Consider the following 19,624-nt stretch of genomic DNA (forward strand, 5'->3'; position numbering starts at 1 on the left):
TCAGAATCAGGATATCCAGGATGAAAGGATGTACAGGATAATGATTTAATATGATGCGTTACTATATTATATAGGTAGAATGTAGCGAACTGCTTGCAGCAGCGCTTCGCTATCGCTATGCTACACCCAAAGTTTTTACCAATGGTGCGTTACGAAGACAGCTAACACACCCTACTCAAAAAGCTGTTCCCTGTCACCTGTCCCCGTGGCGTAGCACCTGTCACCTAATTTATGTCAGAATCAGGATATCCAGGATGAAAGGATGTACAGGATGAAGATGGGGATTTTCTGATTATGATTAAAGATGGTGCGTTACTATATTATATGGCTATGATGTAGCGAACTGCTTGCAGCAGCGCTTCGCTATCGCTATGCTACACCCAAAGTTTTTACCAATGGTGCGTTACGAAGACAGCTAACACACCCTACTCAAAAAGCTGTTCCCTGTCACCTGTCACTTGTCCCCGTGGCGTAGCACCTGTCCCCGTGGCGTAGCACCTGTTCCCTGTCACCTATTACCTGATAACTGTGATATTCATTATTATTAAAATTCCAAATTGTCATTGACACAAAAAATATTTAAAATTGCTACACTATAAACGCACCTAAAAACTCATCTCTGATTAACCATAAAAATATATGAATCTTACCCAATCTCATGCCTATATATCCCCAGAAGAATATTTAGAATTAGAAAAAAATAGCCCCATTAAACATGAATATATTCAAGGGCAAATTTACGCAATGGCAGGTGCTAGTGATGCCCATGTGACAATCACTACTAATTTAGTTGCTCTTTTAAGAAATCATATTCGTGGTACAGGATGTCGTCTTTACGTGACTGATATGAAAGCTAGAATTGAAACTCTGGATATTTTTTATTATCCTGATATGATGGTAACTTGCGATCCAAGAGATACAAAGTTTGAATATTTTAAATGCTATCCAAGTTTAATTATTGAAGTTTTATCACCTGCAACTGAAGCTTTTGATAGAGGTGATAAATTCATTGACTATCAAGAATTAGAAACCTTAAAAGAATATGTTTTAGTTAGTCAAAATCGTCAAAGAGTTGATCGTTTTAGTCTCAATAATCAAGGAAGATGGGAACTTTATAGTTATAAAGGAAATCAACAATTAGAGTTAACAAGTGTAAATTTTAAATGTCTTTTAACTGATATTTATGAAGATGTTAATTTTCTACGCTGATAAGTTGGAATTTCTATTGATGTTTATTTTTAAATAGTTTAGACAGGATAGAAAGTTTAATCCAAACTATTTTCTGTTCTGATACGGCTTTGGGGTCAATATTTTGACGCTAATTGTTCCATGGTTTTGATCACTTCTACCAATTTCTGAATATGTGCTAACTCATGGGTGGCCATCATAGATATTCTAATCCGACTTGTACTCACTGTGGGAGGACGAATGGCCGGGGCAAAAATTCCTGATGCTTGCATTAGCTTTCCTGCTGTTAATGCTGCGGCTGCGTTGGGTAATTGAAAACATAATATCGCTGATTCCGTCGGTAATAATTTTAAGTTAGGTAAATTGTCTTCAATTAATTGTTTTAAATAGTTGACATTTTGCCACAATTGCGATCGCCTTTGCGGTTCTTGTTGGACTATTTTTATAGCCGCTAAAGCTGCTGCTGTGTCTGCGGGGGAAAGGGCTGTGGTATAAATCCAACTAGGGGCGCGATTGCGTAAAAAGTCAATTAGGGCGCTGCTACCGGCTACATAGCCGCCCAAACTCCCCAAAGCTTTACTTAATGTGCCAATTTGAATTAATTCTCTACCTGTACACCCGAAATGTTCCACACACCCAGCACCAGTTTTACCCATGACTCCCGTAGCATGAGCTTCGTCTAGCAGTAGCATACAACTAAATTCTGTCGCTAAATCTAGCAGTTGGGGTAATGGACATAAATCACCATCCATGCTAAAAACGCTATCAGTAACTATTAAACAGCGTCGGTAATTCTTGCGATATTGCTGTAAATTTTGACATAGTGCTGTCATGGCACTGTGCGGATATTCCATCACCGTTGCACCGCTGAGAATTGCCCCTTTTTTGAGGCTGGAATGGTTAAATTGATCAGCTAAAATTAAGTCTCTTTTACCGACTATAGCCGCAATTGTACCTAGATTTGCTAAATAACCGGAGCTAAATACTAATGCGTCTTGGGTTTGTTTGCTAGATGCTATTTCCCGTTCTAATTCTCTGTGTAATTCCCGATGTCCACTGAGTAATCTAGAACCTGTACTACCAGTGCCAAATTCTTGAATAGCATTAATAGCGGCTGTTTGTAAACGTTGATCACCTGCTAGTCCTAAGTAGTCATTACTAGCAAAATTAATCACCTCTCGCCCAGATAATAACACTGTTGCACCAGGCCGGCTGTGAATAGTTTCTACGGAACGATACCAGTCAGCCTGGTGAATAGTGGACAGAGATTCGTTTATCCAGGCATAAGGATGATTATCCATTGTTTAAACTGCTTAATTTATGAAGATTCTGAGGACTTAAGTAGGTTGGCGTTAAAAATTGTCGTTATGACAAGGGAACAGGGAACAGGGAACAGGGAACAGGGAACAGGGAACAGGGAACAGGGAAGAGGTTTTGGGCAACTTTACTTTTCGTTACTTATGTCGGTTTTTTTCCGTTCACTTACTTACGCACAAGTTAGGGAATAATAAACCACAAAGGAGCAAAGGACACGAAGACAAGAGAGTTTGAGAGGTATTTTGCGTAGGTGGTAATTTTGACATACTCACCGACCTGAAGGTGCGATGATTCTTGACACTTCACCAGAACACGCCACAAGTGGTCTTATCGTCCCTCCATGTCCGTTTAAAGTCTCCCAATGCCATAAGGCGACTATAACCAAATTTTAACATAAAGCCGTCCTAGAAGGACGGGGCTTGTATCCCAGATTTTTGGTCAAGATTTTATAAAACCATTGTCGTTGTTTTATTCACCTGAAAACCAATCTTTTCATAAAATTTATGTTGGTGAGTAGTCATTAAGTATACACGCTCTACTTTTTGCATTCGGGGATGATTTAAAACGGTTTCTATTAACTTGCTTCCTAGTCCATTACCTTGATAATCTGGATGAATGACAACATCCCAAATTGTAGCGCGATAGATGCCATCAGAGGTCGCTCTAGCAAAGCCAATTAATAATTCTTGATCCCACACAGAAATAACAGGTTCACTGTTAGCAATAGCTATAGCCAAATCTTTTATATTTCGTCCTTTTGCCCAAAAAGCAGCAATATCAAACAATTCTTGAAGTTGACCAATATCAATATCACCACGACTTTGACTAAATTGAATTTGAGAATATTTCATCTATAATTATCCAATTATCACAATATGTTCGCTTCTGTTATGACATATTTTCCTGAAAATTACTAAGGCTGTATATGTATATGCAACATTTGAATTAAAAGTTAAAAAACTCCTTTTCATTACTATTACCTATTACCTATTACCCATTACCTATTACCTATTACCTATTACCCATTACCTATTACCCACTCACTTACAAACCCACTTCCATAGAGGATGTGTAGATCCTTGTTGACGAATGTGATAAACTTGCCTTTGTAAATGTTCCCGCTCTTTTAATGGTAATCCCCAAAGGATATTACGAATTTGCCAGACTAACACAGAAGTTGTCATGGCAATACACAAGGTTAAACCAAGAGTAGACAGAGGGTGAAAAATCAGCGCGTATCGTAATCCTACCCAGGTAAAATATTGTTGCAACAAATAAATTTCCGCCCGTAAATCCCACAGACAAAAAGGCGCGATAGTTAGCCACAAAAAGCCAGCAAATAACCATCTACCATATACTGTTAGCAGATATAGTTTCTGTATTTGTTGAGTAAAATTAGGGTCTAAAGCTAATTGTTCGTCCTCAAGTGGTACTTCAGGTTTATCCATAGGAATGGTATAAGCGTCTACAAAATCTCCTTAATCTCGTTCCCAGTCTCCGACTAGGAACAAGTGATCAATAAATTTAACTTTCTGGGGAACTGATAGGGGTTTCAACTGGGTAATTTTCACTACGTTCTCGCCACCAGATCAGCAGTGTACTAGCAATGAAAATACTAGAATAAGCTCCCATTGTAAAGCCCACAATTAAGGCTAAAGAAAAATTATGCAGTGTTTCCCCACCAAAGAAGAAGATGGCAGTTAATGTTAGTAGAGTTGTTAAAGTCGTGTTAATTGACCTACTTAAAGTTTGGTTAACAGCATCATCAACAATATCAGCAATTGGTTGTTCAGGGTGAAGTTTAATCGTTTCCCGAATCCGATCATAAATGACAACAGTATCATTGACAGAAAAACCGGTGATAGTCAGCAAGGCCACGATAAACAGACTATCTACTTCAACGCCGAAAACCAAGCCTAAAATCGAGAAAACCCCAGTGGTAATCAAAATGTCGTGAAACAAGGCCACAATGGCAAATACAGCGTAATCCCATTGAAACCTGACAGCCATGTAGATAGTAATTCCTATAAAGGAAACTATTAAAGCCAAGACCCCGGAAGTAAATAACTCCTTTCCTAAAGTTGCACCAACGGAGTCATCTTGATTTTTTTGCGGGTCAAAAGCGCCGATTTTTTCACTGAGAGCATTTTGTAAATTGATACGCTGTTCGGCTGCGAGTGTTTTCGTGCGGATAGTGATACCATTTTCTTGGCCATTTTCCGAGATTAATTGGATACTACTATCACCAAGACCCTGAGATTTAGCCACCTCTCGCACAACGTTGATATCTATTGATTGGTCACAATTACCAATTTTGCCACAATCTCGCACCAATTGCAACCTTGTACCGCCAATAAAGTCCAAACTAGGACGCAAAGGCGCTTTAATATTGGGATTTAAGGAAGATATCACCATGGAAATTATCCCACTGAGGATAATAACGCAGGAAATAGTCCACCATGTACCCCGTGCTTTGTTAATATCTAATCTCATTGTGCCACTCCTGTCTTATTTATTACTGGCACATTAGGAGCATAAAGTTTGGTGTTCCGCAAAGAGGGAATGGAAATAACTAAAAACATCAATGTGCGACTACAAGTAATTGCGGTAAACATACTTACCGCTACACCTAAAGCTAATGTGAGCGCGAAGCCTTTTACTAGTCCTGAACCCAACCAAAATAAAGCAGCACAAGCAATCCAGGTAGTAACATTACTATCTAAGATACTAGAAAAAGCGCGGTAAAAACCGGATTCTACGGAACGATACAAAGATTTACCAGCTTGTAATTCTTCCCTAGTGCGTTCAAAAATCAAAACATTAGCATCAACAGCCATACCGATACTGAGAATAAAACCCGCAATTCCGGGTAAGGTGAGGGTGACACTCAGTAAACAGAAAGCAGCCCAAGTGAGCAGGGAGTAAATTAATAGTGATACATTTGCGATCATTCCTGGTAGTCTGTAGTACAACACCATAAATATTAATACTAAAGTTAGACCGCCAATACCAGCATAGATACTTCTTTGAATACTATCTTTTCCTAAGGTAGCGCCTACCGTTCTTCTTTCCGCAATTTCCACAGGAACGGGTAATGCACCCCCGCGCAACTGTACCCCTAAATCATTCGCTTCTTGGGCTTGAAAACGACCTGTAATTACCGCAGAACCGCCTGTAATCCCAGTAGCAGCAAATTCTACTCCCACCGTCGGTGAACTAATCAGTTCATTATCGAGGAAAATACCGATACCGCGACCAGTTCCCGCCAGGTCTTTTGTTAGTCCGGCAAAGAGTTCACCACCTTTTTGATCAAAACGAATGGCCACGTCCCAATTATTGCCCTGAGTGGGCTGTCCATAGGCATCCTTGAGATATTTACCAGTCAGAGGTGGGTTGGTACTTTCAAACAATTCTGCTACCGCTTGATTATTTTGATCAAACTCTTGTTTATTGGTATTAATTGCAGCTTGATCTTTGGTCTTTTTCAATTCTTCCCGCTTGGTTTTTAGGTCGTTTTTTGTTACCTGTAAAGCTATAAGTTGAGCTTCTGTATTTGGTTTTTGGATACGGAACTCTAATTGCGCTGTACCGCCTAATATTCGTTCTGCTTGTTCTGGGTCATTGACACCAGGTAATTGTACTAAAATTTTATCTGTACCCACGGTTTGAATTACAGGTTCAGAAACACCTAAACCATTAATTCGTCCTTCGACCACTCTTTTCACAGCTTCCAATTCCCTTTCGGTAATTTGGGGAATTTCCGCTGTTGGTTTCACCTGAATGGTAAGCTGGGAACCGCCCCGTAGATCTAGTCCCAGGGGTACAGGAATTGTGATAATTACTGTAATAGCGGCAATTACCAAGACTATAATTAATGCTAATAGCGATCGCTGTTTTTGCATACCATGACTCACAACTGACAAAGGTTATAATAACGCTCTTTTTGTCGGTTGTGAGTAGAAAATTTCCGAGGGAATAGGTAATACTTAGGCTCATCTCAGTAACCAGAGACATCCGTAGGGGCGAACGGCCGTTCGCCCGTACAACTGTCAACTGTCAACTGTCAACTGTCACCTAAACGCGCAAAGCGACCATTTTCTGGACTGCTTCGATGATTTGCTCTGGTTGAACAATTGTGAGGCGTTCCAGATTACCATTATAAGGGGTGGGGATATCCTGGGAAGAAAGACGCAATACAGGAGCGTCTAATTCATCAAATAAGCGGTCATTAATAGAAGCGGTTAATTCCGCACCAATACCCCCGGTTCTCATACACTCCTCCACGATGATAACGCGGTGAGTTTTGCGAATGGACGCGCCAATAGTGTTAAAATCGAGAGGTTTGAGGGAGATTAAATCAATAACTTCTGGATCATAACCTTGTTTTTCCAAAGATTTCACAGCTTGTAAAACATGATATCGCATCCGTGAATAAGTTAAAATTGTCACATCCTTACCTTTACGGACAACTTCAGCTTGATCTAAGGGGAGGACATATTCTGTTTCTGGTAAATCTTCTTTTAAATTATAAAGTAAAACGTGTTCAAAAAATAAGACTGGGTTGTCATCGCGGATAGCTGCTTTCAGTAAGCCTTTAGCATTGTAAGGGGTGGAACAAGCGACAATTTTTAAACCGGGAACAGCTTGGAAATAAGCTTCTAGACGTTGGGAATGTTCCGCACCTAATTGTCTACCCACACCTCCAGGACCACGAATGACCATAGGGATTTTAAAGTTACCACCGGAAGTATAGCGTAACATACCCGCATTATTAGAAATTTGGTTGAAGGCCAGGAGCAGAAAGCCCATATTCATTCCTTCAATAATAGGACGTAACCCGGTCATAGCAGCGCCTACAGCTATTCCAGTAAAGCTATTTTCCGCAATAGGGGTATCTAAAACTCGCAAATCACCATACTTTTGGTGTAGATCTTTAGTAACTTTATAAGAACCGCCGTAGTGTCCTACGTCTTCACCCAGAACGAATACCTTAGAGTCGCGGGACATTTCCTCGTCAATAGCTTCCCGCAGGGCGTTGAAAAATAGTGTTTCTGCCATTTAGACCTTTATTGCAATTTATCGTTATAGAATTTTATCGTGCCATTGTCCCGAATACCGTCAAGCCTAGCACTGTTGTTGATCACTAGGAATATTCTTGATCATCAATTGTCAGCACGTAGGGGTGAAAAACTCATGATATCTGACTTGAAGCATAATTGCACGCAAAAATAGCAAAAGTGCGGAATGTGGGTTTTAAGATTTGTTCTATCTTGCAACCAAAGGCCAAAAATCTCACGCCCAAACACAAAAACACTCTCCGCGTCTGTGCGCCTCTGCGTGAGTTAATATCTTAACTTACAACCACCTAGCCGCATCCTTAGCGTGGTAAGTCAAAATCAAATCAGCACCAGCCCGTTTAAACCCGGTTAAAGTTTCCATAACAACGCGCTGCTCATCAATCCAACCGTTTAAAGCCGCTGCTTTCACCATCGCATACTCACCAGACACATTGTAAGCCGCTACAGGTAAATTACTAGCTTCCTTAACGCGCCAGATAATATCCATATATGCCAATGCTGGTTTAACCATCAGCATATCCGCACCTTCAGCGATATCCAATTCAATCTCTTTCAGGGCTTCCCTAGCGTTACCGGGGTCCATTTGGTACGTGCGTCTATCTCCAAATTGTGGTGTTGAGTCCGCTGCATCTCTAAATGGTCCATAATAAGCTGAAGCATATTTAGCAGCATAGGACATAATGGGGATATGTTCAAAGCCCGCTGCATCCAAACCGGCGCGAATTGCTTGCACAAAACCATCCATCATTCCCGAAGGTGCGATAATATCTGCACCGGCTTGAGCTTGGGAAACTGCGGTTTTCTTTAATAATTCCAAAGTTGGATCATTTAATACTCTACCTGTTAAATCCCCAACTTGTAAATAACCACAATGGCCATGACTTGTATACTCACACAAACAAGTATCAGCCATGACAATTAAATCAGGAACGGCATTTTTAACTGCGGTTGCTGCTTTTTGGACAATACCACAATCGTGCCACGCGCCGGTAGCATCTATATCTTTATCTTCAGGAATTCCAAATAGGATAATTGCGGGAATGCCTAAATCATAAACTTCTTTAGCTTCCTCAACAATTTTATCTACGGAAAGTTGATAAACACCGGGCATAGATTTGACTTCTTTGGCTATACTTTCCCCTGGTACAGCAAACAATGGATAAATCAAATCGCTAGTAGTTAAAACGGTTTCACGTACCATACGGCGTAATTGGGTATGGCTACGCAGACGACGGGGGCGGTGGATAGGAAACATAAATTTTGTGCAGAGAAAACAATACGATGGACACAGAATAAAGCGTCACAGAAGCAGGTTTTTAGCTGGCTCTATTCAGACAAACTACAAGCAGTGCTTTAACTGTCTTTTGCCCTACTGTTGATGAAGCTGTGGGGCAATTTTATATTTTACAACTTGATGGACATTTGCTGATAACCTATTTGCAAAAAACAATCTTCAAAAAAATTCAGTCAATATTCTCCATGGTCTTAATATCGCGGTTAATTCCCTATTCCCAGAAGTGACAGCAGAAGGGAAATACTATTTTTTAAAAAACCCGGAAAATAAAGGGATAACGGTAGGGTTGTTCAGGATTACGGAAAACAGCAATTAGCGCCCAGATGGTTAATCCCCAGTGTAATATATACCCTAAACCTGCTAGTGGCAACAGGATGATTAGGGTTAAAACCAACCAACCGGTTAAAAAAAACAAAGCTGCGAGAATTGCTCCATAGAACCAAACGTTAAAATGGAAGTTGATAGATTCCTTCGCGTTCTCTTTGACGACAGGATCATCTGATACAAATAATATAGCTATGGGTAAACCAACGGAGACAATTGTAGTGCTAAAAAAAATTGCTCCGTGACACAAGGCTGATAATAGTTTACGTTTATCGCTGTCGTACATTCTTTCCTCCTATAACTATATTGCAGAGGGCGTAATTAGGTTAGGTTAAATATGATTGTATAATGATTGCATTATGATTGAGGTACATATAAGCTGGTAGGATGCAGACACAATCAGAGTTTTACTATGAACATTTGTACCTCTTAATCCTGTAATCTACTGTAAAATCATATCATTGCTGCTCAAATAAGCGATCGCTTGTCTAATCCAATCCTCTACATAGGCGTTTTTCGGTAAACCAACATCTTCACTAACAACGTGCAAAGCATTACTAACTTCATGAGCAGTATACCCCAAAGCAAACAGAGTCATTTGCACTTCTTCTAAAATTCCTGGTGCAGGTCCGCCCGTAGCGACGAAGAAGCCGGCTGATTTGCGCCATTCGATTAATTTACTCTTGAGTTCTAAACAGATGCGTTCAGCGGTCTTTTTGCCTATACCAGGAGCTTGAATTAAGATTTGGATATTAGCAGCGATAATAGCTTGAACTAACTCTGGTAATTCCATTGTATCCAAGAGTGCGATGGCCAAGGCCGCACCAATACCACTGACACTGAGTAAATGACGAAATAAATCCCGTTCTGAGGGAGAAGAAAAACCGTAGAGCATAGGTAATTCTTCCCGGATCTGGTAATGGGTAAAAATTTGTACCACATCTCCAGTAGATGTTAACTGGTTGGCCAGACGTTGAGGAATTTGCAAATCGTAACCCATGCCATTTACCTCTAGGGTCAAGATAACACGATTAGGGGTAATGGCTTGGACACCAGCGACGATACCTTTAAGATAGCTAATCATTCTAGGAAACCAAAATATTTTAAACCTTCCATAATCCCAGCAGCACAACGATTTTGTGCGAGGTAACGATAGTCAGCGGGATGCTGATGATACCATTGCAGTAACTCCTCACGAGCATTAGCGACAATGATTCCCCGTTCCCTACCAACAGCGAACAAAGCAATATCATTACCTGAATCACCACAAACAACAGTCTGCTCGGCTGCAAATTTCCACTTCTGACGGAGGAACTGCATTGCTTGACCTTTATCGCTGGTATGGGGTAAAATGTCAAGGTCAATTTCACTACTATAAATTAATTTTATATTTAGTTGGGATTTTTGCAATTCTGTCTCAAGTTGTGGTAAAATGCCCGATAATTCAGCTTTCAGGAAAAAACTGACTTTAAAAGGACGTTGTTCTGTATCTGGCTGTAACACTAATTCCGGGAATTGCTCAGTAATGGATAAAATCTTTTCCCGATGCCAACTTTGAGAGAGAATATCCGCCCATTCTGTGTCAGGATGGTTGCTACCATGCAAATATATTTCTGTACCAACCGAGAGAACTAAAGCATCTGGGGAGAAGAGATTTTTTTCCTGTTGGAGTTCTCGATAAAGCACAGGCGATCGCCCTGTAGAGTAGACTATCTTTGTACCATATTGTTGACGATGCTGTTGCAAGCGATCGCTCAATACCAACAATGCCTGATCATCGCCTACTAGGGTATGATCTAAATCACTTACGAATAAAAACTTATTCATGGCCAACTCCTTTTGTCAGTGAGGTTAATTCACAAAAAGTGTATGTTGTTTTGGCACTTACTGTACAATTCCTAATTCAAAAACAAGCCCTGGTAATGAGAAATTACGGCTATACTAGGAAATTCATGACACGACAAGTCCACGACCAACTGGCCAAAGAATATCTAGAAGAACTATTAAAACCTCTAGGTAAGGTAGAAACGAGTAAAGATGTAAAAAGCGAAGTTCAAGAAATAGATGTTTGGTTTGTTCCAACTACAACATCTACAAATTCCGAATTAGGATTATTAGGAAAAATGGCGGTTACAAGCTGTCTATTTGAACCTTACCGTAATGCACCTAATGAGATAGAAATTAGGAGTTGTTTGTTAAAATTGTATAGTGTTCAGGGTGAATTGTTAAGACAAACCAAAAGAGAAAAACGTTCTATTTCTGAACAAGAATTACCCCTTCTATGGATTTTAACACCAACTTGTTCTGAAAGAATCCTGGAAGGGTTTGGAGCAAAAATAAAGGAGGGATGGGAAAAAGGAGTTTATTTTCTGCCAAAATACCAGAAAGCGGCTATTGTGGCTATCAATCAGTTATCCATGACAGAGGATACACTATGGTTAAGGGTAATGGGAAAAGGTAGAACTCAAATGGAAGCTATCAGCGAAGTAGTTGAACTGTCAAAAGAGAATGATAAATGGGATAGATTAATGGAAATTTTCGCATCTTGGCGGAAAAATTTAGAATTGAATAGTGATGTTAATGATGAAGAAGCAAGGGAGTTAATTATGAGTTTATCACCAGCGTATCTTAAACAACGGGAAGAATGGAAACAAGAGGGAATAGAGGAAGGAAGACAACAAGGAAGACAGGAAGGAAGACAGCAAGGACGACAGGAAGGACAAAAAGACGGACAACGTTTGATGGTAGAGAGTTTGTTAGCGGTGCGTTTTGGTAATTTAGATGAGGAGTTATCTGCTATTGTCAGTCCGTTAATGGAACTTTCTTTAACAGAAAGAACCCAGTTATTACTTAATTTATCTAATCTTTCCCGTCAGGAATTATTAGCTAGGTTTAAAGTTGATTAGACATTTACAAAAAAGAGAGACATTTCCTCAAATGTCTCTTGCAATGACTTAATCAATATTTTGTTGTAACCAGGTTTCTAAATCAGCCATAGCAGAAAAATCAAAAATACTTTCTCCTAATGTTTCTAATTGTGAAATTGATAACTGGCGAATTTGTGATGCAATTGCTGGATCTAAATTACCAAACCGCTTTGATAATTGACGAATAATTAAATTAGCTTCACCTTGTTGTTCACCTTGTTGTAAACCTTGTTGTAAACCTTGTTTGAGGATTTCGTTATACCAGGGTGATTCTCTTAATACTGTCATATCCCACCTCATGATTTGTTGAACTATTGGTATTTCTAGGACAAAGGATGCAAAAAATGATAATAATGGTTCTAAATCCCTTAACTGTTCATTTTCTCGCAGTTTAATTACTGCTTCTCTGACAACTGCTTCTTCACCACCTCCTTTGAGAATTGGTATAAAAGGTAATAAACTTGATAAATTTTCTGCAAATACTAAACTAGCTTCAATTTCCCAGAGATTAATTACCCGATAGTCTTGATAACTTTTCATTCCCATAAATTCTTGTTGATAGAAGTTGGGAATATTGGGTGTTTTGACGTGGGGTAAAATATTGATCAGTACGGGATAAATGGGTAATTTATAACGTTCCCGTGCTAAAGCTATATAAGCCGTCATTCTCAGCGGAACTTTCTCGTTATAACGCAATTGTAGCTCATTGAGAATTAAAAATTCCCCCTCTGGGTTTTCGGCTTTAATCAGTACGTCATTATCGCGGCTGATCCATTGAAATTCTGAGGAAATAAACTCTTTCACCCGAATATCTTTTCTTTGTGTTACCCATTGTACCCAATTATCGGGTGCGAGACTGATTAAGCGTTTACTACCAATATCTACTTTTTTGGTCATAGATTGATGATTATGAATTTAACAATCAAGGGGAAATTATTATAGCAATTCCCATTCAAGTGAGATACAAGCAGTAATAATTAAACGCAGATGGACGCAGATAAACGCAGATTTTTTACAATGTTATCAAAGTTTGGAATTTAAAGAAATTACCTTAACCGTTTGCCATTTTTTGCACATCATTAATAATTTTCCTCACTGTTTCAGCATCGGGTGATTGAATACGCTGGAATATCTCTAAAGACTGATGTAAATATTTTAGTGCAGTCACAAAATCTCCTTTGTTATATGCTAACAACTGTCCCAACATTGCTAATGTCGCGGCTTGACCTTGGACATTACCAATGCTTTCTTTGATTTCTAAAGACTGCTGGTAGTGGGCGATCGCTTCTTCTATTTTCCCTGTGTTGGCGTAGATACTGGCTAAACCGTGCAAAGTCACGGCTTGACCTTGGACATTACCAATGCTTTCTTTGATTTCTAAAGACTGCTAGTGGGCGATCGCTTCTTCTATTTTTCCCGTGTCCGCGTAGATACTGGCTAAGTTATTAATAATTACCGCTTTTGTTGTTTTATCTGTTGCTGGACAGAGTTCTAATGCTTGTTGATAATCTTGCTGTGCTTGTTCAATGTTTCCAAGTTCTTGTTCAGATCGTGCTAGATTAGTAAGAATTTCATAGCTTTCAACAATATTTAAGGTAGATTTGCATAGATGTAAGGTTTCACGAAATCGGCTAGTATTAATCCACTTTTGTGTTAAAACTATTCCTACTCTTGCGGATTTGTTCAGCAATGGCCAGAGTTCCACCCACAAGACCAACTATAGTGGCTACAGTGGTAATAACTGGCTCTCTTTCGATTTCTTCTGAATTTACGGTATAGTTACCAGTTATGCCCTCAATTGCCAAAAGTTCTTTTGTGGCTGTAATTGCGTCTTCACCTTCAATAGCAAATTTAATTTCTGTCATAAATTTACCTAAAAATACCTAATTTTTATTGCTATTGCTCACTACTTTAAAATATTTCCCATACCAACAGCAGAAGCAGTTTAAGTATTTACAACTTTTGCATATTGTGACTAAGAGGATCAAAATCTCTAGGAAATTTGGTACTTTCATCATAATATGCACCATGTAAATTCGCGCCGTAGAACTTGGTGTAATGCAATGTAGCACCTCTAAGATTTGCCTCAGTCAGATTAACACCAGATAAATTCGCTCTAGTTAAATTGGCCTGGGCTAAATTCGCTCTACTCAAATTCGCGCCCCACAGTTTAGCTTTAGCTAAATTTGCTTCGCTTAAATCTGCTCCCCATAAATTAATTCCTGGTAAGTAAGCATTAATTAGTTTAGCTTTGACTAGTTTAGCTGAAACAAAATATCTTTCTCCCGCAGCATAACGCCGTTTTAGTTCCTCAGTGTCCATATCTTGTTAACCTAATTGAGTAACAAAACCTCTATTTCCACAATATACTCCCGTCAACCAATTTTGGATTTTGGATTTTAGATTTTAGATTTTAGATTTTCCTCTTCTTAAAAAGAGGCTTGCAAATGTGCAATTAAAGTCAAACTACTAGTAGTTATAAATAAGAAAAACGCCTGAGTTTTTTCTCACTCAAGCGTTTCCCCGTATAACTTTATACTACTTCACTAATTTTGTGACATTTTAGACCCGCAACTCAAATAACAGGAAGTATAAGCAGCGCGAGGGGACTTGTAACAAGTATCAAGTGAAGTGGTATCACTCCTTGCATTTGCTAATGATACCCCTTTTAACACCAAATAGCTAGTGTAGAGAGTGACACTTTCTTAACTGACACCCAATGTTCTATCAATAACTTTAACTTCGATTTAGGAGTCTTTAGCTACCAATAATTTTTGCGTTGTCAAAATTTCACATACTTCAGCGTCGGTTGTTTGCCGAAAATCCTCGTACCAAATACCAATTGCATACAAATTGTTTGGTGTTATTACTGATATAACCTGATCTACCTCTGCTTTTAATTCTTCACAAGTAGATACCGCCGCCACTGGAACAGCTACTACAAGCTTCTGGGGTTGTTGTTTTTTCAACGTAGCGATCGCTGCTCGGATAGTAGCACCCGTAGCAATACCATCATCCACCAGAATAATGATATGATTTTTTACCTCTGCTAGGGGACTATTACCGCGATAAGCGTGGCGGCGGCGGTCTAATTCCCGCATTTCTATTGCTACTACTTGATCAATAGTTGCTTGGGAAATATGCAATGAATCTACAACATTCTCATTCATAACACGGACTCCTCCGGTCGCAATAGCCCCCATGGCCAATTCCTTATGTCCAGGTACACCTAGTTTCCGCACCAAGCAGATATCTAAAGGTGCATTAAGTTCCTTTGCTACCTCATAAGCCACAGGTACACCGCCACGGGGAAGCCCTAATACTAAAATATCAGGACAATGGGCATATTCTGTTAACTGAGCAGCTAACAGTTTCCCTGCTTCTGTGCGATTACGGAATTTTTGCAGCATATTGTTATACCTCTTTATGAAAATAAGTCCCTAATTGAAGCCAGAAATTTGATCGTAAATCCTGTAATGGCACTACAAAAACAAAATTACCCCTCTAATTTGAGGGTAGCAATAAAATCAGAGAACTTGTTAAATCAAATTACCAACCAAAACTTTATTAGAGGTTTTTTTCTTAAATTTTATCTCAATTTTTTGAGCTAAACTAAAGAGAGTGGGATAATCTCTGGTAGTAAGTTACCTAAATTACACATCTACATAACTCCAGTAAAAATGTCTGAAGATCCCTATAAATCACCTGAAATCCAAGAAGTAATTGGATTAAAACCGCAACACTTTGCTGACTTAGTTAGAGCCTCACAATTAATTTTTGACCCGACTGCGGGAGTTACCGGCAGAAATGTCAAAATTGATTGGCAGGACTTTGGTATTCCTGGGAATATAGAAGATAATCTCAGAATTATCGGTGAAGAATTTCAATATGCTTCTCCCCATGTTCCCGCTGATATTATTTGGGGTAAATTAACTACAGAAACTCGAATTTGGTTTCTGAAAAATAAAGATCAATTGTGGCAATTTGAAGAAATTTTACCTGCACTTGACGAAGATTAACTATTGCCAAAAATATCCTTCTCAAGTAGGATATATATATTTTCTATCCTACTTGTTTATTAGAAGATAATGTTGATTAAAATTGCAAATACTCAGGTTTTACTAGTTCCTTTATCTTTGATGTTTCCATTAATAATATCGGGTTTACATAACTCTGATATTGCTTTAGCAGAAAGTCAGCAAGAAAGTAAACAAAAATATAGTCATGGAATCATTAATCAGCAACTAGCTGTTAATAAAACTGAATTTGGAGTTAAGATAATTAATTCATCAGGAAAGGTCAATTTTTTCCCAACAACTACCGTTCCGTTAAAAGAAGGTGATGCTTATGGTTGGAGAATTAAACTTGATAACTATCCAGATAAAGTCCAATGGAGAGAAGTTTTAACTTTACCAAAATCTCCCGAAACTTGGATTACAGAGAATCATCAAAATCTTTCCATATCAAAAGATGGAAAAACGGCAATTTCCACCCGAATACAAACACCTGTTAATGGTGTGATTGAAAATTTCTGGACTATTTCTCCTGGAGATCCTTTAGGTAAACATCAAATAGAAGTTTATATTGATCAGCGTTTGCTTGCTACTTTTGAATTTGAAATAGTCCCATTTTAAAATGACCATTTTGTGATAGATGTAAATATAGGATCTTTTTTATCAACTAATTATGTCAGTCACATCTTACATTTTTCTAGCTGGTGCTAGTCGCGGTGTTGGTCAAGAAATCGCTAAATATTTGACAGCACAGGAAATTCAAGTTAAAGCACTTGTGAGAACAGAAACCGCTGCTGTAGAACTAAAAGCAATGGGTATTCATCCAGTTTTAGGAGATGCTTTAAATGCGGCAGATGTTGAACAGGGAATGTTAGGAAATGAACCTATTCAAGCGGTTATCAGTACATTAGGAGGTTTACCGACAGATAATATCAAACCTGATTATATCGGTAATAAAAACCTGATTGATGCAGCAGTTAAAGCGGGAGTAAAAAAGTTTATTTTGGTAACTTCCATTGGTAGTGGTGATAGTGTTGTGGCTTTACCTCCCCAAGCATTAGCAGCACTCAAACCCGTTTTAATTGAAAAAGAAAAGGCTGAACAATACCTGATTTCCAGCGGACTGAACTATACAATTATTCGTCCTGGTGGTTTAAAATCAGAATCTGCTACCAACAACGGAATTTTAACTGAAAATCCTCAAATTGTGGGGACTATTCATCGTGCGGATGTTGCTGCATTGGTTTGTCGTTGTTTAAATTCTCCTAATTCTGATCAGAAGATATTATCGGCCATAGATCGAAATATGGTATATCCAGGATTACCGGAATTTGTGGAATTTAATTTAGATTAGGGATTGCCAAAGAATAAATAATCTAATTTATTAGGGTGTGTTAAATTCCAAGATAACGCACCCTACAGTTGAGGATATTTTTTTAATTTTCAGTCCCTTAGTTGTTGTTGATGTTGAGGACTAAAGTTCTCACTACTAACTAAATTTAAACAGAAAATACTACTCGAAAACCACAAATTCGTAAACCACCGTCTGCTTCATTCCAACTTCTACTAGCACTGCGACAAAGTTGCGCGTTAAAATTCCACGCACCACCCCTTAAAACTCGACGATGTTGATCACCACCATTTTCCCAGACACTACCATCTATAGGCGCTCCATGATAGTTATTATGCCAAGGATCGGCACACCATTCCCATACTAAACCGTGCATATCATATAAACCAAAAGCATTTGCAACTTCAAAATAACCAACATTTGTTGTTTGTTTACGAAATCTACTTTTTCGTTCTCCAGCATAAGTATCACTACCACTACAGTTAATTAAATCGGAGGTAATTGTTTCTCCAAAATGAAAAGATGTGGTAGTTCCCGCACGACAAGCATACTCCCATTCTGCTTCACTAGGTAGACGATATTCTCTACCAGTTTTAATTTTTAATCTAGCACAAAATTCCACAGCTTCATACCAAGAAACATTTTCTACTGGCAGATTTGTACCTTTAAATTTCGAGGGGTTGGGATGTAATTCTTGTTGAACTTTTGGTAAAGCTGCTACTATTCTCCACTGTGCTTGAGTAATAGGATATTTAGCCATAAAAAAAGATGGAACTATTACTTGATGTTGGGGACGTTCATCACTATCACCTTCACAAATAGGAGAACCCATGATAAAAGTCCCATTAGGGATTGACACCATTTCTAAGGTTGTATTTCTGCCTAATTCCTCATGAAAATATTTAGAATTACGTCGATCACGATTAACTTCTCTCCCAGTAGTGTCTACAGTAATGACATAAAAATCAAAGTTATACAAAGGGGGTAAGGGAACAATAATTTTTGTGGGAGGTGGTGGAGGTAATGGTGTTAATGGTGGTTTAGAAACAGGGGGGAATTTAATGACAACGGGGGATTTAGCAAAATTCAAATCATGTAAAACATCCATTGCTGACTGATATCTATCACTAGCAAAATGTTGGAGTAATTTATCTAAAATTTGCTTAAATTCATCACTAATAGTAATTCCTTTAAGTTGTAAACGTTCCTTCCATAACCATTTAGCATTCATAGCATCATAAAGATGATCTTTTAGTTGTCCATAATCATCTTGTAATGGTAAATCTTGAGTTAATAACCGCACACAAGTTACACCCAAAGCATATAAATCACTTGCTTGACAAGCAAACCCGGCCATTTGTTCCGTTGGTGCATAACCGAGGGTATAAATAGCTGTTGCTTGTCTAGCTAGACTAGTTTGAGTAACTTGTTTTGCACCACCAAAATCAATTAAGACCGGTTTTTTATCACTATCTCGACGAATAATGTTTTCTGGTTTAATATCGCGGTGAATCACATTGTGTTTGTGAACAAAATCTAACACTGGTAATAAATCAGTCAAAAGTTGACGAACTTCTATTTCACTATAAGCTTGATTTTGCAGTTCTTCTAGAAGAGTTTTACCAATTATAAATTCCTGGACTAAATATAAACTAGAACCTTGTTCAAAATAAGCCAAAAGTCGCGGAATTTGAGAGTGATTTTCTCCCAAATCATACAATCTAAAAGCTTCTTCTTTGAAAAATTTCGCAGCTTTAGCACGTTGTCCAGTTCCTTGCACTTGGGGAAAAAATTGCTTAATAACACAGGGTGCATTAAGTCTATCTACATCTTCAGCAGCGTAGGTTCTGCTAAAACCACCTTCACCTAATAATCTTAAAACCCGGTAACGGTTACGCAGCATTTCTCCAAAGTTACTTTCTTGACAACTTTGGCAAAATTTAGAGGTTTTGGGATTAAAGGGGTTAGAACAATTGGGATTTTGACAAATTTGCATAGAACTTGGGAAAATAGCATCCTGTAAAAGTAGTCCCCAATTTTATTAATTTGTCAAAACGATATTGATTGTTGTTAGAAAAAAATAGTCAAAATATAAATTAGTTTATGGGGGAAAGTGAAAAAATCTGAGTTGT

20 protein-coding genes and 1 pseudogene are annotated in these 19,624 nt (G+C 38.5%); 5 read left to right on the top strand and 16 right to left on the bottom strand.

Annotation, left to right across the window (positions count from 1 at the left end; genetic code table 11):
- Window positions 1-639 precede the first annotated feature (639 nt).
- A complete protein-coding gene (locus FFO06_RS14935) occupies window positions 640-1,209 on the top strand; it encodes a Uma2 family endonuclease (RefSeq protein WP_137908746.1) in 570 nt (189 codons plus the stop codon).
- A gap of 95 nt (window positions 1,210-1,304) precedes the next feature.
- On the opposite strand, the gene bioF is transcribed toward FFO06_RS14935, so the two are convergent.
- From bioF to FFO06_RS14985, 10 genes are all read right to left on the bottom strand, one after another.
- Entirely contained in the window at window positions 1,305-2,489 is a 1,185-nt protein-coding gene (gene bioF, locus FFO06_RS14940; RefSeq protein ID WP_137908747.1) for an 8-amino-7-oxononanoate synthase, read from the bottom strand.
- Between the two features lie 462 nt (window positions 2,490-2,951).
- Window positions 2,952-3,356: a GNAT family N-acetyltransferase gene (locus FFO06_RS14945; RefSeq protein ID WP_137908748.1), complete on the bottom strand. Its 405-nt coding sequence runs from the start codon at window positions 3,354-3,356 to the stop codon at window positions 2,952-2,954.
- Window positions 3,357-3,545: 189 nt separating this feature from the next.
- Complete coding sequence (locus FFO06_RS14950) at window positions 3,546-3,953, bottom strand: hypothetical protein (protein ID WP_137908749.1); 408 nt, start codon at window positions 3,951-3,953, stop codon at window positions 3,546-3,548.
- 76 nt (window positions 3,954-4,029) lie between these two features.
- Complete coding sequence (gene secF, locus FFO06_RS14955) at window positions 4,030-4,998, bottom strand: protein translocase subunit SecF (RefSeq protein ID WP_137908750.1); 969 nt, start codon at window positions 4,996-4,998, stop codon at window positions 4,030-4,032.
- A complete protein-coding gene (gene secD, locus FFO06_RS14960) occupies window positions 4,995-6,407 on the bottom strand; it encodes a protein translocase subunit SecD (protein ID WP_137908783.1) in 1,413 nt (470 codons plus the stop codon). The genes secF and secD overlap by 4 nt, the downstream gene beginning before the upstream one ends.
- A 172-nt stretch (window positions 6,408-6,579) precedes the next feature.
- Window positions 6,580-7,563, bottom strand: a complete 984-nt coding sequence (locus FFO06_RS14965; protein ID WP_137908751.1) for an alpha-ketoacid dehydrogenase subunit beta — start codon at window positions 7,561-7,563, stop codon at window positions 6,580-6,582.
- A gap of 297 nt (window positions 7,564-7,860) precedes the next feature.
- Window positions 7,861-8,838 carry a porphobilinogen synthase gene (hemB, locus tag FFO06_RS14970; protein ID WP_028084839.1) on the bottom strand — a complete coding sequence of 326 codons (978 nt, stop codon included), beginning with the start codon at window positions 8,836-8,838 and terminating at the stop codon, window positions 7,861-7,863.
- A gap of 289 nt (window positions 8,839-9,127) precedes the next feature.
- The gene (locus FFO06_RS14975) at window positions 9,128-9,487 is read right to left on the bottom strand and encodes a DUF4870 domain-containing protein (protein WP_028090616.1); all 360 of its coding nucleotides are present in this window, start codon (window positions 9,485-9,487) and stop codon (window positions 9,128-9,130) included.
- 156 nt (window positions 9,488-9,643) lie between these two features.
- Window positions 9,644-10,285, bottom strand: a complete 642-nt coding sequence (ruvA, locus tag FFO06_RS14980) for a Holliday junction branch migration protein RuvA (protein ID WP_137908752.1) — start codon at window positions 10,283-10,285, stop codon at window positions 9,644-9,646.
- Window positions 10,282-11,028 (bottom strand): sucrose-phosphate phosphatase, encoded by a 747-nt coding sequence (locus tag FFO06_RS14985; RefSeq protein ID WP_137908753.1) that lies wholly within the window; start codon window positions 11,026-11,028, stop codon window positions 10,282-10,284. Before FFO06_RS14985 ends, ruvA begins: the two co-directional genes overlap by 4 nt.
- A 125-nt stretch (window positions 11,029-11,153) precedes the next feature.
- On the opposite strand from FFO06_RS14985, the gene FFO06_RS14990 reads away from it, so the two are divergent.
- On the top strand, window positions 11,154-12,107 hold the full coding sequence (locus tag FFO06_RS14990) for a hypothetical protein (RefSeq protein WP_137908754.1): 954 nt from the start codon (window positions 11,154-11,156) through the stop codon (window positions 12,105-12,107).
- A gap of 48 nt (window positions 12,108-12,155) precedes the next feature.
- On the opposite strand, the gene FFO06_RS14995 is transcribed toward FFO06_RS14990, so the two are convergent.
- The 5 genes and pseudogenes from FFO06_RS14995 to FFO06_RS15020 form a co-directional block, all read right to left on the bottom strand.
- Window positions 12,156-13,025 (bottom strand): DUF4351 domain-containing protein, encoded by an 870-nt coding sequence (locus FFO06_RS14995; RefSeq protein WP_137908755.1) that lies wholly within the window; start codon window positions 13,023-13,025, stop codon window positions 12,156-12,158.
- Between the two features lie 154 nt (window positions 13,026-13,179).
- Window positions 13,180-13,833 (bottom strand): annotated as a pseudogene (locus FFO06_RS22710) (tetratricopeptide repeat protein).
- Window positions 13,766-13,993, bottom strand: coding sequence for a hypothetical protein (locus FFO06_RS15010; protein WP_236097156.1), 228 nt, complete (start codon window positions 13,991-13,993; stop codon window positions 13,766-13,768). The pseudogene FFO06_RS22710 and the gene FFO06_RS15010 overlap by 68 nt, the downstream one beginning before the upstream one ends.
- Before the next feature lie 88 nt (window positions 13,994-14,081).
- Window positions 14,082-14,450 (bottom strand): pentapeptide repeat-containing protein, encoded by a 369-nt coding sequence (locus FFO06_RS15015; RefSeq protein WP_137908758.1) that lies wholly within the window; start codon window positions 14,448-14,450, stop codon window positions 14,082-14,084.
- Window positions 14,451-14,875: 425 nt separating this feature from the next.
- A complete protein-coding gene (locus tag FFO06_RS15020; protein ID WP_137908759.1) occupies window positions 14,876-15,538 on the bottom strand; it encodes a phosphoribosyltransferase in 663 nt (220 codons plus the stop codon).
- 270 nt (window positions 15,539-15,808) lie between these two features.
- On the opposite strand from FFO06_RS15020, the gene FFO06_RS15025 reads away from it, so the two are divergent.
- The 3 genes from FFO06_RS15025 to FFO06_RS15035 all read left to right on the top strand — a co-directional run bounded on the left by FFO06_RS15025 (window position 15,809) and on the right by FFO06_RS15035 (window position 17,495).
- Window positions 15,809-16,147: a hypothetical protein gene (locus FFO06_RS15025; protein ID WP_137908760.1), complete on the top strand. Its 339-nt coding sequence runs from the start codon at window positions 15,809-15,811 to the stop codon at window positions 16,145-16,147.
- 69 nt (window positions 16,148-16,216) lie between these two features.
- Window positions 16,217-16,762, top strand: a complete 546-nt coding sequence (locus tag FFO06_RS15030) for a PM0630 family protein (RefSeq protein ID WP_190371677.1) — start codon at window positions 16,217-16,219, stop codon at window positions 16,760-16,762.
- A gap of 52 nt (window positions 16,763-16,814) precedes the next feature.
- A complete protein-coding gene (locus FFO06_RS15035; RefSeq protein ID WP_137908761.1) occupies window positions 16,815-17,495 on the top strand; it encodes an SDR family oxidoreductase in 681 nt (226 codons plus the stop codon).
- Window positions 17,496-17,640: 145 nt separating this feature from the next.
- On the opposite strand, the gene FFO06_RS15040 is transcribed toward FFO06_RS15035, so the two are convergent.
- Entirely contained in the window at window positions 17,641-19,488 is a 1,848-nt protein-coding gene (locus tag FFO06_RS15040; RefSeq protein ID WP_137908762.1) for a bifunctional serine/threonine-protein kinase/formylglycine-generating enzyme family protein, read from the bottom strand.
- Window positions 19,489-19,624: the final 136 nt, after the last annotated feature.

The sequence above is a fragment of the Dolichospermum planctonicum genome, from assembly GCF_005402965.1.
GTDB classification, from domain to species: Bacteria; Cyanobacteriota; Cyanobacteriia; order Cyanobacteriales; family Nostocaceae; genus Dolichospermum; species Dolichospermum planctonicum.

Bases quoted from the DNA above. Each gene is read 5' to 3' on its own strand.
- FFO06_RS15030 (WP_190371677.1), top strand. From the start codon at position 16,217: ATGTTGATTAAAATTGCAAATACTCAGGTTTTACTAGTTCCTTTATCT.
- FFO06_RS15015 (WP_137908758.1), bottom strand. From the start codon at position 14,450: ATGGACACTGAGGAACTAAAACGGCGTTATGCTGCGGGAGAAAGATAT.
- FFO06_RS15040 (WP_137908762.1), bottom strand. From the start codon at position 19,488: ATGCAAATTTGTCAAAATCCCAATTGTTCTAACCCCTTTAATCCCAAA.
- hemB (WP_028084839.1), bottom strand. From the start codon at position 8,838: ATGTTTCCTATCCACCGCCCCCGTCGTCTGCGTAGCCATACCCAATTA.
- FFO06_RS14935 (WP_137908746.1), top strand. From the start codon at position 640: ATGAATCTTACCCAATCTCATGCCTATATATCCCCAGAAGAATATTTA.
- FFO06_RS14985 (WP_137908753.1), bottom strand. From the start codon at position 11,028: ATGAATAAGTTTTTATTCGTAAGTGATTTAGATCATACCCTAGTAGGC.
- FFO06_RS15025 (WP_137908760.1), top strand. From the start codon at position 15,809: ATGTCTGAAGATCCCTATAAATCACCTGAAATCCAAGAAGTAATTGGA.
- secD (WP_137908783.1), bottom strand. From the start codon at position 6,407: ATGCAAAAACAGCGATCGCTATTAGCATTAATTATAGTCTTGGTAATT.
- FFO06_RS15035 (WP_137908761.1), top strand. From the start codon at position 16,815: ATGTCAGTCACATCTTACATTTTTCTAGCTGGTGCTAGTCGCGGTGTT.
- secF (WP_137908750.1), bottom strand. From the start codon at position 4,998: ATGAGATTAGATATTAACAAAGCACGGGGTACATGGTGGACTATTTCC.
- FFO06_RS14945 (WP_137908748.1), bottom strand. From the start codon at position 3,356: ATGAAATATTCTCAAATTCAATTTAGTCAAAGTCGTGGTGATATTGAT.
- FFO06_RS14950 (WP_137908749.1), bottom strand. From the start codon at position 3,953: ATGGATAAACCTGAAGTACCACTTGAGGACGAACAATTAGCTTTAGAC.
- bioF (WP_137908747.1), bottom strand. From the start codon at position 2,489: ATGGATAATCATCCTTATGCCTGGATAAACGAATCTCTGTCCACTATT.
- FFO06_RS15010 (WP_236097156.1), bottom strand. From the start codon at position 13,993: ATGACAGAAATTAAATTTGCTATTGAAGGTGAAGACGCAATTACAGCC.
- FFO06_RS14995 (WP_137908755.1), bottom strand. From the start codon at position 13,025: ATGACCAAAAAAGTAGATATTGGTAGTAAACGCTTAATCAGTCTCGCA.
- FFO06_RS14965 (WP_137908751.1), bottom strand. From the start codon at position 7,563: ATGGCAGAAACACTATTTTTCAACGCCCTGCGGGAAGCTATTGACGAG.
- FFO06_RS14990 (WP_137908754.1), top strand. From the start codon at position 11,154: ATGACACGACAAGTCCACGACCAACTGGCCAAAGAATATCTAGAAGAA.
- FFO06_RS15020 (WP_137908759.1), bottom strand. From the start codon at position 15,538: ATGCTGCAAAAATTCCGTAATCGCACAGAAGCAGGGAAACTGTTAGCT.
- ruvA (WP_137908752.1), bottom strand. From the start codon at position 10,285: ATGATTAGCTATCTTAAAGGTATCGTCGCTGGTGTCCAAGCCATTACC.
- FFO06_RS14975 (WP_028090616.1), bottom strand. From the start codon at position 9,487: ATGTACGACAGCGATAAACGTAAACTATTATCAGCCTTGTGTCACGGA.